The organism is Vibrio sp. L5-1 (genome assembly GCF_021728315.1).
Classification (GTDB): domain Bacteria; phylum Pseudomonadota; class Gammaproteobacteria; order Enterobacterales; family Vibrionaceae; genus Vibrio; species Vibrio splendidus_K.
In genome coordinates, this window is sequence record NZ_JAKKCQ010000002.1 from 1,139,015 (window position 1) to 1,155,191 (window position 16,177).

14 protein-coding genes are annotated in these 16,177 nt (G+C 46.4%); 1 reads left to right on the plus strand and 13 read right to left on the minus strand.

Translation table 11 applies throughout. From position 1 onward, the window contains the following. Positions 1–432: 432 nt before the first annotated feature. The 4 genes from L3V35_RS11970 to guaB form a co-directional block, all read right to left on the minus strand. Positions 433–1,983 carry a Na+/H+ antiporter NhaC family protein gene (locus tag L3V35_RS11970; protein WP_237299790.1) on the minus strand — a complete coding sequence of 517 codons (1,551 nt, stop codon included), beginning with the start codon at positions 1,981–1,983 and terminating at the stop codon, positions 433–435. A gap of 274 nt (positions 1,984–2,257) precedes the next feature. After that, positions 2,258–3,967 (minus strand): chitinase, encoded by a 1,710-nt coding sequence (locus L3V35_RS11975; protein ID WP_237299792.1) that lies wholly within the window; start codon positions 3,965–3,967, stop codon positions 2,258–2,260. A gap of 287 nt (positions 3,968–4,254) precedes the next feature. After that, complete coding sequence (gene guaA / locus L3V35_RS11980) at positions 4,255–5,808, minus strand: glutamine-hydrolyzing GMP synthase (protein WP_065206933.1); 1,554 nt, start codon at positions 5,806–5,808, stop codon at positions 4,255–4,257. 202 nt (positions 5,809–6,010) lie between these two features. After that, positions 6,011–7,474 carry an IMP dehydrogenase gene (gene guaB, locus L3V35_RS11985; RefSeq protein ID WP_004735127.1) on the minus strand — a complete coding sequence of 488 codons (1,464 nt, stop codon included), beginning with the start codon at positions 7,472–7,474 and terminating at the stop codon, positions 6,011–6,013. 270 nt (positions 7,475–7,744) lie between these two features. Here guaB and xseA point away from each other — a divergent pair, with 270 nt between their 5' ends. Next, on the plus strand, positions 7,745–9,091 hold the full coding sequence (gene xseA / locus L3V35_RS11990) for an exodeoxyribonuclease VII large subunit (RefSeq protein ID WP_102326951.1): 1,347 nt from the start codon (positions 7,745–7,747) through the stop codon (positions 9,089–9,091). 107 nt (positions 9,092–9,198) lie between these two features. On the opposite strand, the gene ureG is transcribed toward xseA, so the two are convergent. The 9 genes from ureG to urtE all read right to left on the minus strand — a co-directional run bounded on the left by ureG (position 9,199) and on the right by urtE (position 16,177). Further along, positions 9,199–9,837 (minus strand): urease accessory protein UreG, encoded by a 639-nt coding sequence (ureG, locus tag L3V35_RS11995; RefSeq protein WP_050651463.1) that lies wholly within the window; start codon positions 9,835–9,837, stop codon positions 9,199–9,201. A gap of 46 nt (positions 9,838–9,883) precedes the next feature. Further along, positions 9,884–10,564 (minus strand): urease accessory UreF family protein, encoded by a 681-nt coding sequence (locus L3V35_RS12000; protein WP_237299794.1) that lies wholly within the window; start codon positions 10,562–10,564, stop codon positions 9,884–9,886. A 41-nt stretch (positions 10,565–10,605) separates the two neighbouring features. After that, positions 10,606–11,202, minus strand: coding sequence for a HupE/UreJ family protein (locus L3V35_RS12005; RefSeq protein WP_237299795.1), 597 nt, complete (start codon positions 11,200–11,202; stop codon positions 10,606–10,608). 239 nt (positions 11,203–11,441) lie between these two features. Continuing rightward, entirely contained in the window at positions 11,442–11,894 is a 453-nt protein-coding gene (gene ureE, locus L3V35_RS12010; protein ID WP_004735122.1) for an urease accessory protein UreE, read from the minus strand. A 115-nt stretch (positions 11,895–12,009) separates the two neighbouring features. Further along, the gene (ureC, locus tag L3V35_RS12015; protein ID WP_237299797.1) at positions 12,010–13,713 is read right to left on the minus strand and encodes an urease subunit alpha; all 1,704 of its coding nucleotides are present in this window, start codon (positions 13,711–13,713) and stop codon (positions 12,010–12,012) included. Positions 13,714–13,754: 41 nt separating this feature from the next. Next, a complete protein-coding gene (locus L3V35_RS12020; RefSeq protein ID WP_237299827.1) occupies positions 13,755–14,090 on the minus strand; it encodes an urease subunit beta in 336 nt (111 codons plus the stop codon). A gap of 11 nt (positions 14,091–14,101) precedes the next feature. Then, on the minus strand, positions 14,102–14,404 hold the full coding sequence (gene ureA, locus L3V35_RS12025; RefSeq protein WP_004735119.1) for an urease subunit gamma: 303 nt from the start codon (positions 14,402–14,404) through the stop codon (positions 14,102–14,104). A 133-nt stretch (positions 14,405–14,537) separates the two neighbouring features. Beyond that, on the minus strand, positions 14,538–15,485 hold the full coding sequence (locus tag L3V35_RS12030) for an urease accessory protein UreD (protein ID WP_237299829.1): 948 nt from the start codon (positions 15,483–15,485) through the stop codon (positions 14,538–14,540). Beyond that, a complete protein-coding gene (gene urtE / locus L3V35_RS12035; RefSeq protein WP_010440573.1) occupies positions 15,482–16,177 on the minus strand; it encodes an urea ABC transporter ATP-binding subunit UrtE in 696 nt (231 codons plus the stop codon). Before urtE ends, L3V35_RS12030 begins: the two co-directional genes overlap by 4 nt.

The following is a 16,177-nucleotide window of genomic DNA, read 5'->3' on the forward strand; positions in this document are numbered from 1 at the left end:
ACCGAAACTATCAATAAACAGATTCCCTATCACGCTATAAAAAAGATGCGAGTAACGAGATACGAGATGCGAAAAAGTCTTTAGATTCGATTAAGCGGGATACGAAGAGCGTGTTTAGATTGAGTAAGCGAGAAACTAAATAGCAAACACGAGTAATAATAAGACGAGCTTTTCGTTACTCGTTTACTCGCATCCCGTATCTACTCATTAGAGCGTCATTCCAGAATCGAGGAACGAGATATCTGGAATCTGCCTTTCAATATATACACCAACAGTAAACGCGAGAGATTCCCTACTACGCTCATACCTCGCTATAGGGAATGACGGATAGAGTAAGGAATATGAGGTATAAAGTGACGAACGATAGGGAGCGAGCTTTTCGCTACTCGTTTACTCGCATCCCGTATCTAGTCTCTCATTTGTAATCTTAAATTACGCTTGTTGTGGTTTAGATTCAGATACTTGAGATTGAACTTCTGAAGAAGCGTTTTTACTCGCATCGCGTTTAGCTAACAGAGTCACAAGGATAAGTTGAGCAACAAGAGCGCCCAACACAACCAGTGCACTTCCAGTAAAGCCTGCCACTACAAAACTAACCAAAGCGATAGAGCCGTTCATCAACGCATAAGGAAGCTGTGTCTTAAAGTGTTCAAACTGGTCACACCCTGCCCCTGTTGAAGAAAGAATCGTTGTTTCAGAGATCGGTGAGCAATGGTCACCAAACAAACCACCAGACAACACAGCGCCAATTGCGACGAGTAGCGGTGCATCAATCGCAATCGCGGTTGGAATAACCAATGGCATCATTATCGCGAAGGTTCCCCACGACGATCCCGTTGCGAATGAAATAATCGCCGACAACAAAAAAGCGACCGCTGGTACTAACCAGTATGGAAAGCCGCTCTGTGCTTGCTCGGCGATATAGGCCGCTGCACCTAGCTCTTTACCGACTGTGCTTAACGCCCATGCCAATACTAAGATGATCGCTACGGGCATCATGTTTCCCATGCCTTTTAAATACACTGCAACACCATCAGACAGCTTTCTTACACCGTAGTAAGCCATTAGCGAGATCAAGGTAATCGCCGCAAAGAAATAAGCCGATGATAAAGCCGCTCTGAACGATGAACCCGCGACCTTTTGAAACGGGAAGCCTTGTGGAACTAACATGGCACACAACACCACCAGCATCACTAACAATGGAGCCCAAACAAAAGATGCCTTTGCATTTTTATGCGAGAATGGATTCAGTGAGTCGCTATTCACGCCAGTATCGATTCCCGCTTGGCAATCACGCTCGGCTTTTGCCATTGGCCCAAAGTCTAAACCTTTAACGGACACTAACGGGACTATGAAAATCGCTAGGAATGCGTAGAACTGAAAAGGAATCGCACCGATGAAGGCATCCCAATCAGACATGTTGACATTCAACGCCGTGAATTCTTTTTGAATCAGACTCATGATGTAAACGCCCCATCCAATGAAAGGGATAAGAATAGCAACGGGCGACGAGGTTGAGTCGATGATGAATGCTAGCTTCTGTCTTGAGAGTTTCAGTTTATCGAAAAGGGGACGAAAAACAGGGCCAACAATTAAAGGGGTGCCTAAGTCTGAGAAAAATATAACGATTCCACCCAACCATGCTGAGATTTGAGATTGGCATTTGTTGCTTACCCATTGAGTAACACGCTTGGCAAATGCAACGCCACCACCTGATTTCTCCATCAGAGCAACAAAGCCACCGATGAACACCAACAGCATGATCACACCTGCGTTGTAGCTGTCGGTAAGTTGAGGGACTAGGTAACCTTTAACCATAGTACCAAACGTATCAAGCGGGTTAAGTTCGCTAAACATACCAGTGAGCATTGCCACACCACTCAGCACACCTGCAAATAGGCCTATCACTACATTCCTTGTCGCCAACGACAACACCAAAGTAATCACAATGGGGATGAGTGACGTGATATCTGTCTGTTCCATAGGTACACCTTAACCCTAAAATAAAAAGAATAAATATAAATTAAATTTGAATATAAATTCACAATCACTATTTGTACAGAACTTTATCCTCTAACTGAATAATTAGTCTTTAAATGCGCTTCAACATAGCCAAATAGACCAATAGCCCTCCTTAGATAGCCAAGTTCGAAACGAAAAAAAGCCGAAAGTAGAAACTTTCGGCTTTTGATTATTTGTATCATAATGGTCGTACTACTGAACTCGTCGGTTAGACCGATTTTCAGTATTCAGACGATCAATTACAGCTAATTTCATCCCAGAACCAATTCGACTGAACAGGGCTTTCCCATACACCTGGGCCGTTTTTAGCCACGAAACACTTGCCGTTATGCGTCACTTTATCACCGTTACTCACTTGGCTAACGCCCGCTTGCCATGTGATAAACACCGATGGGTCAACGACGACAGGCGGTTCTGTGATTGGTGGGTCAACAGGTGTTGGGTCTACCGGAGTAGGATCGACAGGTGCAGGGTCAACTGGCGATGGATCTGTCACGGGTGGAGTTGGCTCTCCAGCAACCAATTTCCAAGGGCCGCCATTGGCAGGGTCATCCCCTTGTGTCCACCATTTCGCTTCGTAGGTTGCACCGTTGTGAGTAACTTGGTCTCCAGCGTTGTAAACCTTGGTCGCACTCCAACCGTTACCACCGGGATCAGTACCAGGGTCTACCGGATCAAGCTTGTCGACCACTTTCACTTCAGGCCAGCTCGCATGAGATCCATAAAAATTGGTCACACACTTCTCGTAATCGCCAGCCACCAACGCAGAATAAGCGGTTTGGAAGCCCACAAGCTCACATTCAAATGAGTAGCCTTCTGGGCGGTCTGAGTAGTATTTCCAGTTTCCATCCCAGTTGGTGTACAACACATCGGTCGCGCCGTTGAGATTCAAGCTTCCGTAAGGCGTTTGCTGCCAACAAGTATTGGCTTCATCCGCTTCTACAGGAATTTCATCGTGCGCCGCTAACCCTTCCCAGTAACGAATACGGTTAACGGGTTGGCCTTTGTCCTTATTCTGTTCACCACATTCAATCCCACCGTTGATCACATTAATGGTGGTACCAAAGCCATAACCAATACCCGCATCCAATTCTCGCTGAGAAGGTGTCCAAGTACGGTCGATCACGTGCAGCATTGCTGGTTTAGGGGCTTGAGGCGTAAGGAAGAACCAGATAGCAGAAGCCAAGTTCAACCAAGAATCCGCCACTAACCGCGGGTTATTCAATAGAACCGTCGCATCACCATCAAACATCACTTCCGAGAACGCACCGTAGTTAAAATGGTAAGAAAGCTGTTTAGCACCACGTCCGAAGTAACCCTGCCCCGCGGCACATGGCCAACGTGCATTCTGCCAATCGTTCTGACCACAACCCGTGGTGTAACCTTCTTGCCCTTCAGACCAACCCATTTCGCGAACATGCACCAGCGCTTGCTGCCACTCTTCGAGAGCTAATGGGTTATCAGAGGTATTGTCTATCGCGATGTGACCGCCCGTCTCTTGAGAGAAGTGAGCAAAAGCGGTGATGATGGATTTTTTACAGATGGCGTCGGAATCACGACCATCGCTGTACTCTCCACAGAAAGCTGGGAATTTACCGATCGCACGTAAGAAGCGAGTGTAGGTGTATTCTGGCGCTGCCATCTGAGTGAGAAAGTCCCATTCAGATTGAGGGAATACACGCTCAACCCGTTTTACGTTCTCAGGGTTGGAAGGTGAACCGGGTTCAATCGCTTCAACGATGGTGTTCGAACGAGTTTGTAAAGCTTGTGACCAGATCGCATACATAGGATCCGAGGTTTTTGCTTGTTCAGCGGCTTGTAATGCCGACTTTTCAACAAGGTAACCATTCGGGTTTTGCGGATCAGGTTGAATGTTCAAAGACGCATGACTTTGTGCTGCTAAGGTGCAGCCCAGTACTGTCGCCAAATATTTGATTTTTAACATGATGGATTCTCTTATCTGTCCTTAATAAGTCCATCAAAGAGTATGTGGCACATGGGAAATAGCCTAGCTGTTGCGGTATGAATTTATAAAAATTGCGAGTGATAGTTTTATGTATAGTTAAACACAACAGTGTGTCTCATAGGTTATTGAGGTGATATCTAGTTTCCAACTGATTTGGTGTTTAGTTGTCAGCTATAAGCTTTTAATACCCTGAGTCAGAAAGAAAAAAGCCCCGAACAAGTTCGAGGCTTAAGAGCTTAATCAAAACTGGTTAAATCTCTAAGAGATTATTCCCACTCGATAGTTGCTGGTGGCTTACCAGAAATATCGTAAACAACACGCGAAATACCGTTAACTTCGTTGATAATACGGTTAGAAACCTTACCTAGGAAGTCGTATGGTAGGTGTGCCCAGTGAGCAGTCATGAAATCGATAGTTTCTACTGCACGTAGAGATACAACCCAATCGTACTTACGGCCATCGCCCATTACGCCAACTGAACGTACAGGTAGGAATACCGTGAATGCTTGAGACACTTTGTGGTAAAGGTCAGCAGCATGAAGCTCTTCAATGAAGATAGCATCAGCACGACGCAGTAAATCACAGTACTCTTTCTTCACTTCGCCAAGTACACGAACACCTAGACCTGGACCCGGGAATGGGTGGCGGTAAAGCATATTGTATGGAAGACCAAGCTCTAGGCCGATCTTACGTACTTCATCTTTAAACAGTTCACGTAGAGGCTCAACAAGGCCCATTTCCATATCATCAGGAAGGCCACCAACGTTGTGGTGAGATTTGATTACGTGTGCTTTGCCAGTCTTAGATGCTGCAGACTCGATTACGTCTGGGTAGATAGTACCCTGAGCAAGCCATTTAGCATTCTTCAGTTTCTTAGACTCTTCGTCGAAGATATCTACGAATACGTGACCGATGATCTTACGTTTCGCTTCTGGTTCAGCTTCGCCTTCCAGAGCGTTAAGGAAACGATCTTCAGCATCAACTTTAATGATGTTAAGGCCGAATTTGTCACCAAACATGTCCATAACCTGCTCGCCTTCGTTTAAACGAAGAAGGCCGTTATCAACAAATACACATGTTAGTTTGTCGCCGATAGCGCGGTGAGCAAGCATCGCAACTACAGATGAATCAACACCACCAGAAAGACCAAGGATGACTTCGTCGTCACCTACTTGCTCTTTAATACGTGCAACTGCATCTTCAATGATAGACGCTGAAGTCCACAGACCTTCACAACCACACGCGTTAAGAACGAAGTTCTCAAGCATTTTTAGGCCGTTTTTAGTGTGCGTTACTTCTGGGTGGAATTGAACACCGTAGTATTTCTTATCTTCGTTTGCCATTGCTGCGTATGGGCAAGTGTCTGTCTCTGCGATTTTTGTAAAATCAGCAGGGATTTCAACCACTTTGTCACCGTGGCTCATCCAAACATCTTGAGTCGTCTCAAGGTCAGCGAAAAGTGCAGATTCACCCGTTACTTGTACTGCTGCGTAGCCGAACTCGCGCTCAGTAGACGTTGCTACTTTACCGCCAAGTTGCTCAGCCATCGTTTGCATGCCGTAGCAGATACCGAAGACAGGAACACCTGAATCAAATACGTACTGAGGTGCACGTGGAGAATTCTCTTCCGTAACACTTTCAGGGCCACCAGATAGGATGATACCGTCTGGATTGAATTCACGAATATCCGCTTCTTCTACGTCCCAGCTCCAAAGTTCACAGTAAACACCGATCTCACGAATACGACGAGCTACTAGCTGTGTGTATTGAGAACCGAAGTCCAGAATTAGAATACGTTGGTCATGAATATTTTTAGTCATTGTAAGCAGTCTTATTGGCTATGTGATAAAACGGAGGCGAGTTTACTCACCTCTGATTAACTCTTCAAGAAATAAAGCAAACGTTTTCGTTGGTTATCTTTAACCACGTGCTTTGAGAAAATCGGACTTTTAACAAAACAGACGGTAGATAAAATAATGTGCCGACTAAATCAGCACATTATTCAAACGTTTGGACGTATTATTAACCTAAACGGTAGTTAGGTGCTTCTTTCGTGATTTGAACATCGTGTACGTGAGATTCTTTCATGCCCGCACCAGAGATACGAACAAACTCAGCTTTAGTACGCATATCTTCAACAGTTGCAGAACCCGTTAGGCCCATGCTTGAGCGTAAGCCGCCCATCTGTTGGTGAACGATCTCTTTTAGACGACCTTTGTATGCGATACGACCTTCAATACCTTCTGGAACAAGCTTGTCTGCAGCGTTGTCAGATTGGAAGTAACGGTCAGAAGAACCTTGAGACATAGCGCCAAGAGAGCCCATACCACGGTAAGACTTGTAAGAACGACCGTTGTAAAGGATAACTTCACCCGGTGCTTCTTCAGTACCCGCGAACATTGAACCAACCATCACACAAGATGCGCCAGCAACGATAGCTTTACAGATATCGCCAGAGAAGCGAATGCCGCCATCTGCGATTACTGGAATACCGTATTCGTTAGCCACTTCAGCTGCGTCTGCGATTGCTGTTACTTGAGGAACACCAACACCAGTAACGATACGAGTCGTACAGATTGAACCCGGGCCGATACCTACTTTAACCGCACTAACACCCGCTTCGATAAGAGCACGAGCGCCAGCGCCAGTTGCTACGTTACCACCGATGATTTGTAGATCAGGGTATGCAGCACGCGTATCACGGATACGGTTAAGTACGCCTTCAGAGTGACCGTGTGAAGAGTCGATAAGTAGAACGTCTACGCCAGCTTCAACAAGAGCAGCAACGCGCTCTTCGTTACCAGCACCAGCACCAACAGCTGCACCTACACGTAGGCTGCCGCGCTCATCTTTACAAGCGTTTGGTTTACGTTCTGCTTTATGGAAATCTTTCGCAGTGATCATTCCAGTTAGTTGGAAGTCATCATTTACAACAAGAACTTTTTCAACACGCGCTTCGTGCATTTTCTCTTGAACTTCTTCACGAGTTGCACCTTCTTTAACAGAAGCAAGGCGAGCTTTAGGCGTCATTACTACGTCAACTTTCTTAGAAAGGTCAGTCACAAAGCGAACGTCACGGCCAGTAATAATACCAACAAGTTCGTTTGTTTCAGTAACAACAGGGAAACCGGCGAAGCCGTGTTTTTGAGTAAGGGCTACAACATCAGCGATTGTCGCGTCAGGGTTTACAGTCACAGGGTGAGAAACCACACCTGCTTCGTAAATTTTAACCTGGCGAACCATTTCAGCTTGCTGTTCAATAGACATGTTCTTATGAATGAAGCCTATTCCGCCTTCTTGTGCCAGTGCAATCGCTAGGCGAGCTTCTGTCACAGTATCCATCGATGCAGAGATCATTGGGATGTTTAGGGAAATATTCTTCGTCAGCTGAGTGCGAAGATCAGCTGTATTAGGGAGAACGGTGGAGTGTGCTGGCACTAGCAGTACGTCGTCGAATGTCAGCGCTTCTTTGGCAATTCTTAGCATTTGCAATATCTCACAATAATAGGAGTAAAAAGAAACAATCCAATCTCATCGTTTCGCCTAATGAGGGCAGCCAATTAAGGAAAATCAAACTGCATTTGGATTAGATATTGCGGACGGATTATACGGCCAACGAAATCGCTTGGCTACACATTTTTTGTATTTTTAATTTGCATTTACCCCCTTGCTATGTATTATATTGCCGCTATCTTCCATACTCACGCCCTGTGAGATTCCAAGAAAGACCTTCCTTCAAGGAAAGATAGTGCTTCTATGACTAATCCAAACATCTTTACTGTTTCTCGCCTCAACTCAGAGGTTCGTCTCCTATTAGAAAACGAAATGGGAATAGTCTGGCTCGTTGGTGAAATCTCAAATTTCTCTGCACCTGTCTCTGGTCACTGGTACCTCACGCTTAAAGACTCTCGCGCTCAAGTTAAGTGCGCTATGTTTCGTGGCAATAACCGTCGTGTGACTTTTAAGCCTCAGAACGGTAATCAAGTTCTAGTCAAAGCTCGTCTTTCTCTTTATGAGCCACGTGGTGACTATCAACTAATCATTGAAAGCATGCAGCCAGAAGGTGATGGTAAACTTCAGCAAGAGTTTGAAAAGCTGAAGATGAACCTCGCTGCAGAAGGGCTATTTGCTCAGTCCAGTAAACAAACTCTGCCAGAACATCCTAAGTGCGTTGGTGTCATCACCTCGAAAACCGGCGCAGCCCTCTTCGATATTCTCGATGTACTGAAAAGACGCGACCCGTCATTGCCAGTCATCGTGTATCCAACCATGGTACAAGGTGAAGGAGCTTCGATTCAGATCGCTCAAGCGATTGGACGTGCCAATGAGCGCAACGAATGTGATGTATTGATCGTGGGGCGTGGCGGCGGTTCATTAGAAGACTTATGGTGCTTCAATAACGAGATCGTTGCTCGCACCATTGCAGCAAGTCAGATCCCGATCATCAGCGCCGTTGGCCACGAAGTTGATGTCACTATCGCCGATTTCGTCGCAGATATGCGTGCTCCAACGCCATCAGCAGCCGCTGAATTGGTTAGCCGTGACAATAGTCATAAAGAACAAGCTTATGCCTCTAAACGTGCTCGTTTAGTGAGTGCGATTCGTCATGTGTTAATCAAACAAGCGCAATCAACTCAAACGTTGAAATACCGCTTAGAGAAACAACACCCGAGCTACCAACTGCAAAAGCAGAGTCAGCAGCTTGATGACTTAGACATGCGTTTGCGTCGTGGTATGACTCAATACTTAAAGCAGCATGCACAGCGTGTTGAGCGTAAGCAGCACCAACTTCAGCTGAACTCACCAGTAAAGCGCCTTGGTGAACAAAAACTGCATCTGCAACGTTCAGAGCAAAAGCTATTGGATGCAATGGATAAAACACTGCTAACCACTCGCCACCAGCTAGCCATGGCTGCCGAGAAGTTAGAGACCGTTAGTCCACTTGCAACCCTAAAGCGTGGCTACAGCATTACTCATTCAGCATCGAGCAAGACCGTGTCATCGATTAATGATGTTGAGGTGGGTGAAGTGATCACCACTCAAGTTGAAGATGGCGTGATTGAATCGCAAGTGACAACAAGAGTCGCGAAGAGCGAGCTTTAGATTCAACTAGGACGTTAAAAATCATTTAAAACCAGAAAGCCCTATCGAATAATCGACAGGGCTTTTTTGTATCTACTGGCTTCAAAAGAAACGACCTGATTCAAATCCTACTCAGCCGTAGAAGGCTCCTTCATGGTGAGCATCCCTTCCGTCACAATAAAGTTGATGATGAAATCTAAGCCTTGGCTCTCTTTTAGGTTGGTGAACACATATGGCTTGGTTGGTCGCATGCGCTGCGTGTCTTGCTCCATTACCTCAAGCGACGCTCCAACATACGGCGCTAAATCGATTTTATTGATAACCAACAGATCCGATCGTGTAATACCCGGCCCGCCTTTACGTGGGATCTTCTCCCCTTCCGCCACATCGATTACATAGATAGTAAGGTCGGCTAATTCAGGACTGAACGTGGCACTCAGGTTGTCACCACCGCTTTCGACGAATACCACATCGAGGTTCTTGTGTAACTTAGCCAGCTCTTCTACTGCCGCGAGGTTCATCGAGGCATCTTCACGAATCGCAGTGTGCGGACAGCCACCCGTTTCTACACCAATAATACGATCCGGTTCTAGAGCCTCTGCTCGCGTAAGTATCTTGGCATCTTCTTGGGTGTAGATGTCGTTGGTTACCACCGCAATGTTGAGCTTGTCGCGAATCGCTTTACATAGCACTTCTAATAACGCTGTTTTACCAGAGCCTACCGGGCCGCCAATACCAATTCGAAGGGGTTGCTTATAACTTTCCATTGTCTACTTCCTTATATTCTTTTTGCTACATCGCTCGTGCTAACCGCTACGAACGAAATAGTCGCGTATATTGTGTTTCGTGCAGTGAGCTCGCTAATGCCATCGAAGGCGAAAAGCTGCCTATCATCCAATCTTCTATCGTGCGTGCTTTCTCAATGATCTCGGGAAACGTGTTGGTGATATTAATCAATGCCAACTGCCCATCGGTTTGTCCCAAAGGCACCAGTTTCACGCCTGCGGTAACGATATTTTCAAGCCAGCTCCATAAGTAACCTTGCTTGAGACTTTCTAAATCAATGCCCCAATGCTGAGCCGCCATACACATGCCCAACAATTGGTTTGGATGACTATCAACAGAATCCACCAGCGAAATATCGATATCTAAGCGCTTCAACAAGGTGTTCAATGCATGCCCGCGCTGCTTTTCTTCCGCTCGTAATTCACTGGTTTCGCGGCTTGAGTATAAGTAGTTACACCAATGCTCAATCTCATCGATTTCACCCTTTTCTAGAGCATGATAAAGACGCTCTAAGATGGGTAATTCCAAGGTCGCGACACTGGAACTGACAATGGTATTAAGCCACTGTTCCATGCTATCGCGATTGGTTACCCACCCCGCTTCAACCGCTAACTCTAAGCCTTGCGAATAAGTGAAACCACCAATCGGCAACGATGGACTGATCAATTGAAAGAGACGATAAATGGCGACATTTTCTGTTGTGGTCATACTCTTGCTCTCTGTCTTCTAGAATCAAAAAGTTCGAGAGCTTACGCGCCTAACAGCAATAGTGCGCTTGCTGAAGCCACACCGACCGACATCCATTTAGAGTAAACCGCGCGGCCAACAAAAGTACCGATAACCATTAATGCCAGAGCACTGATGCTCATACCGGTTGCAAATTGAGTCAGATTGCTCGCGGCTTCAACACCGTGTGCGTAACCATGGAAAAACAGCATAGCAATAGAAGCGACTAATACGCTGTTTACACGCTTGGTTGATGGTGAGAACACGTGCCATAAACATAAGCTGACGACGAACAGAGAAGCGATAATGGCTGGCTCAACAATTACAGAGAAACCTAAGGCTTGGCCTGCAATAAGCCCTACCACTAAAGACGCCAATCCACCGCCAATCAGAGCGGCTTTTATCTTGGTTGAAAACGACAGTGCGCCAATTAATAGACCAAAAGCGATCAGCATGATCAGGTGATCCATACCAGTCACAGGGTGAGTTAAGCCAGACATAAACGAGTGAGACTCATGAACCGAGTGCGCTCCATGCCCTGGGTGAGCTAAAGCCAATGTTGATGTTGTTAGAGAAGCTATTGTGAAAGTGCATAAGCCTGCAGCTGTTTTAAAGTTCATCGCGAGTTCCTTGCTTTATACCAATCGTAGTAAATAATTGCTCACCCTAGCTTGCTAAAATGCTCGATAACTGCGTTATAATTTTTGATTGTAGAATAACTACTTATCGAAAAATTATGCCTTGTTCTCAAGCCTTTTTTCTGCGCTATTGTTGATCACTTACTTACTATGATTGGTATTATTGTTATTAATATCGTTGGTGTTTAAATCAATGTTTTTTTGAGTCATCAATGACTCGATTAATGATGGTGATGATGACCACCTGAGCGACCGCCATAAGCGCCGCCTTCTGGTTCAAACGGTTGTTTCTCGGTAGTCACTTTAGCGCCTAAGCCTTCAACCATTTCATCCAAAACATGGTCGTGTTGATAACGAACCCAGCCCGCTTCCACCTGCAACGGAACATGTCGGTTGCCAAGGTGGTACGCCACTCGCGTTAACAGGAGCAGGTCTTCACAGTAAACCGTCGAAACGGTTTCAGGTGCCGCTTTCACTTCCACGACCAAGCCGCATTCACTTGAGAGTTGTTCACCGCCACGCAAGATATGACCTCGTGGTAGAAACAGCCCTGCATTGCGCCCGTCATCGAGCATCACCTTAAGACGGCTTTTGATGCGGCTATCGATCGGTAGGCTCAAGTAGCCGTCCGGTGCATTTTGTATTTGAGTATTCAGTTGAGTCAGTTCAATCATGCTATTACCTCAATCTCCTTGTGAGATTTATAACGTTTAAATTAGGAGTCTTCAGCTCAGAGTTAAAATGAGCCCCCTCAGCTAAGCCTTAAAACAAGAGCCTTCAGCCGAGCTCTTAAAATAGAAAGTATCGCTGAGCCATTGGCAGTTCCTCAGCAGGCTCACACGTCAGTAATTCACCATCGGCGCGCACTTGGTACGTCTGAGAATCCACCTCAATCTTCGGCATCCAATCATTGAGTTTCATGTCGGCTTTGCTGATGTTTCTGCAGTTGCTCACTACGCCAATCAAGCTCTGCAGACCCAACTGCTTATCAATGTTCTGCGCTTTGGCTTCCTTAGAGACAAACAACATCGATGTGTTCTGACACGCCTTGCCATAGCTACCAAACATAGAGCGATAGTGAACTGGCTGAGGGGTTGGGATAGAAGCATTGGGATCACCCATCGGCGCCATGGCGATCATGCCGCCTTTCAAAATCACACTGGGTTTCACACCAAAGAAAGCGGGCTTCCACAACACTAAGTCAGCTAATTTCCCCGCTTCAATAGAACCGATTTCATGCGACATGCCATGAGTAATCGCAGGGTTGATGGTGTACTTAGCGACGTAACGTCTTAGACGGAAGTTATCGCTGTAGTCAGAATCTTCTTTTAGGCTGCCACGCTGTACTTTCATCTTGTGCGCAGTTTGCCAAGTTCGAGTTATTACTTCACCCACTCGCCCCATCGCTTGAGAATCCGAAGCGATCATAGAGAACGCGCCTAAATCATGAAGAATGTCTTCAGCGGCAATGGTTTCACGACGAATACGCGACTCGGCGAACGCCACATCTTCAGCAATAGACGGGGAAAGGTGGTGACATACCATCAACATGTCCAAATGCTCATCGACGGTGTTTATGGTGTAAGGTCGTGTTGGGTTAGTTGAAGAAGGCAGAACGTTCGGCTCACCTGCAGCACGAATAATATCAGGAGCATGACCACCGCCCGCACCTTCGGTGTGATAGGTATGAATCACGCGGTCGCCGATTGCGCCAAGTGTCGATTCAACAAAGCCAGATTCATTCAAGGTATCGGTATGAATCGCAACTTGTACGTCCATCTCGTCAGCAACGCTCAAGCAGGTATCGATTGACGCAGGTGTGGTTCCCCAGTCTTCGTGTAACTTCAAACCGACTGCGCCTGCGGCGACTTGTTCACGTAGAGCTTCCGGTTGGCTGGCATTACCCTTACCGAGCAAACCAAAGTTCATTGGGAATTGATCGAGTGATTCCAGCATGCGGTGCATGTTCCAAGGCCCCGGCGTACATGTGGTTGCGTTGGTACCCGTATTTGGCCCAGTGCCACCGCCAATCATGGTTGTCACACCCGACGCTAGCGCTTCTTCAATTTGTTGCGGGCAAATAAAGTGGATGTGTGAATCAATGCCACCTGCCGTCAGAATAGAGCCTTCACCCGCTAAAATTTCGGTGCCCGGACCAATCACAATATCAACACCCGGTTGAACATCTGGGTTACCCGCTTTGCCTAATGCCAGAACTCGCCCACCTTTAATTGCGACATCGGCTTTCACGATGCCCCAGTAGTCTAATACAATCGCATTAGTGATCACCAAATCTGGAGTTTCGGCACTTGGACGTTGGCTTTGCCCTTGTCCATCACGGATAACTTTACCGCCGCCGAACTTCACTTCGTCGCCGTATACGGTGTAATCCTTTTCAACTTCTAGCCATAAATCGGTGTCAGCAAGACGCACTCGGTCTCCAACTGTTGGCCCGAACATTTCGGCGTAAGCCTGTCTGGATATCGTCGCCATGATCAATCCTTTGTTGTTTTAATTATTTCCGTGAAGAGCGCTTAAAGCTTGCCCATCACCTTTCCTTGGAAGCCATAGATCTCTAATTTACCGGCGTAACGCACTAACTCGACGCTGCGCGACTGACCCGGCTCAAAGCGGGTTGCAGTACCAGCAGGAATATTGAGTCGAAAGCCTTTAGTGGCTTCTCGGTCAAAGATCAGCGAAGGGTTTGCTTCATAGAAGTGGTAATGAGAGCCAATTTGAACAGGACGATCGCCAATGTTTTGCACCTTAACGGACGTCGTCTCACGGCCTTCATTTAAGGTGATGTCACCGGGAGCGGTTTCTACTTTGCCGGGAACGAATCCTGAGTATTTTTTTGTGGAACCAGCCATATTACTTCTCCCTACACGATAGGTTCATGAACGGTCACCAACTTGGTGCCATCAGGAAAAGTGGCTTCGACTTGTACATCAGGGATCATAGAAGGGATCCCCTCCATAACGTCATCGACAGTAAGCAGTGTGCGTCCAAAATCCATCAACTCTGAAACGGTTTTACCCTCGCGGGCACCTTCGAGAATGGCACTGCTGATCAGTGCAATAGATTCTGGATAGTTGAGTTTTAAGCCTTTTTGTTTGCGCTGCTGTGCCAGCATTCCTGCGCAGAAGATAAGTAGCTTATCTTTTTCTCTTGGTGTTAATTCCATTTAGACGCCCGCTGTTAGTGTTGTTTTCTTATTGCTCAGAAACACATGAGCAGTAAGTGGGATTCAATCACAGCAAGCTTGAAAAAATGTACCGAGGGCCGGAAGTCGCCCTCGGTACAAATAGGGCTAATCGCTAAGTCGCCCAAATCCTTGGTAAATCAGGAGTCGTACCACACAAATGAGAGCGAGTTGCTTGCCATATCTGACCAAAGGCTTGGAGGATGTCTTCACTCCAATTACCCAAGGCTCGCACCACAATCAATCCCTCGATTTGCGTCGCACCCATTATTAATGTGGGCTCATTCGGCATTTTCGATGTAACTGATTGCTGTGAAGCTTGCTGTGTAATAGATAAGAGCAAGCTCTGTACCAACTCTAAATCTTGCTTCTCATTTGACGTAATATAAAAGGTACCCATCATTGAAAAATCAAGTAACCCCATATTTATCATGAGCTTATCGCCACCATGAAAATTAAAACCTTCGGTGAGAAGCCTTTGATTATCAAGATAGATTTCCGTTTTCCCAACAAGGTGACCATGCTCGAATCCCTCATTCTGTGCAGGTCGCCCAAAACAGTGCATCTCCCAACCCCAAAACTGTGCACCCTTTTCTAGCCGAATTTCAGTGTCTAAACGTACGTGTGCATTAGGGAAAAAAATGTTCTCTTGCGGCATCCATTCTAAGCGTGCATCTTTCTTCACTCGCAGTGTCTGCTTCTGCTTGGCGTACTTATTATTAGAACGATAAAACTTGGTCGCACCGGGTGTGGTGATCAACGCATGTGCACCGCTTTCGATGGTCGCTTCAATATTGAGTGTGTCACCACCTACGACTCCGCCGGGGGGATGAAGTAAGTAGGTGTGACACGTTTCCCCATCAGGATACAAGGGGCGTTGCACCGCAAGCGGACCAGACTGCTGACGATTCTTTAAAACGGTTTTATCACCACGGTCAACAAAGGTGAGGTTTAAGCTCGCCTGCCAACCGTCTCGGATATCTTGTTCGATGGTTTCATTCAGAGACAAAGCCTCGGTTAGAGAAGCGTCCCTTTCTTCGCTCAAAGAAAATAAAGCACTCATACGGTCAGGTACTCCTTGATCAAGGACTCATTAAGCCCTTTCATTTCACCTTCTGCTACCTGACGCCCACGGTCGAGAATACAAAAACGGTCACCGACCTTTCTCGCAAATGGTAGCTTCTGCTCAACAAGCAGAACCGTGAGTCCCATCTTCTCGTTGAGCATACGAATGATGTCGCCAATCTCTTGCACGATATTGGGCTGAATACCTTCTGTCGGTTCATCCAAGATCAATAGCTTAGGATTAACCACCAACGCACGACCAATCGCGAGCTGTTGTTGCTGACCACCAGATAAGTCGCCACCACGTCGATGCAGCATCTCTTTTAATACAGGGAAGATATCGAAGATAAACTCTGGGATCTTACGGTCACCCTTGTCGCGAATCGGCAAACCGACTTCTAGATTTTCTTGCACAGTAAGCATCGGAAAGATCTGACGTCCCTGCGGCACATAACCGATTCCTTGGCGAGCACGATCTTCGGCATCGGTTTTCAAAAGCGATTCACCCGATAACGAAATGTCACCACTTTTGACTTTAACTAGCCCCATGATGCATTGCAGAAGAGTCGTTTTACCAACGCCATTGCGTCCCATCAATACCGTGCATTTGCCTTCTGGGATCTGCATGTCTAAATCCCACAAGGTGTGGCTCTCACCGTAATATTGATTAACTGATTTAACCTCTAGCAT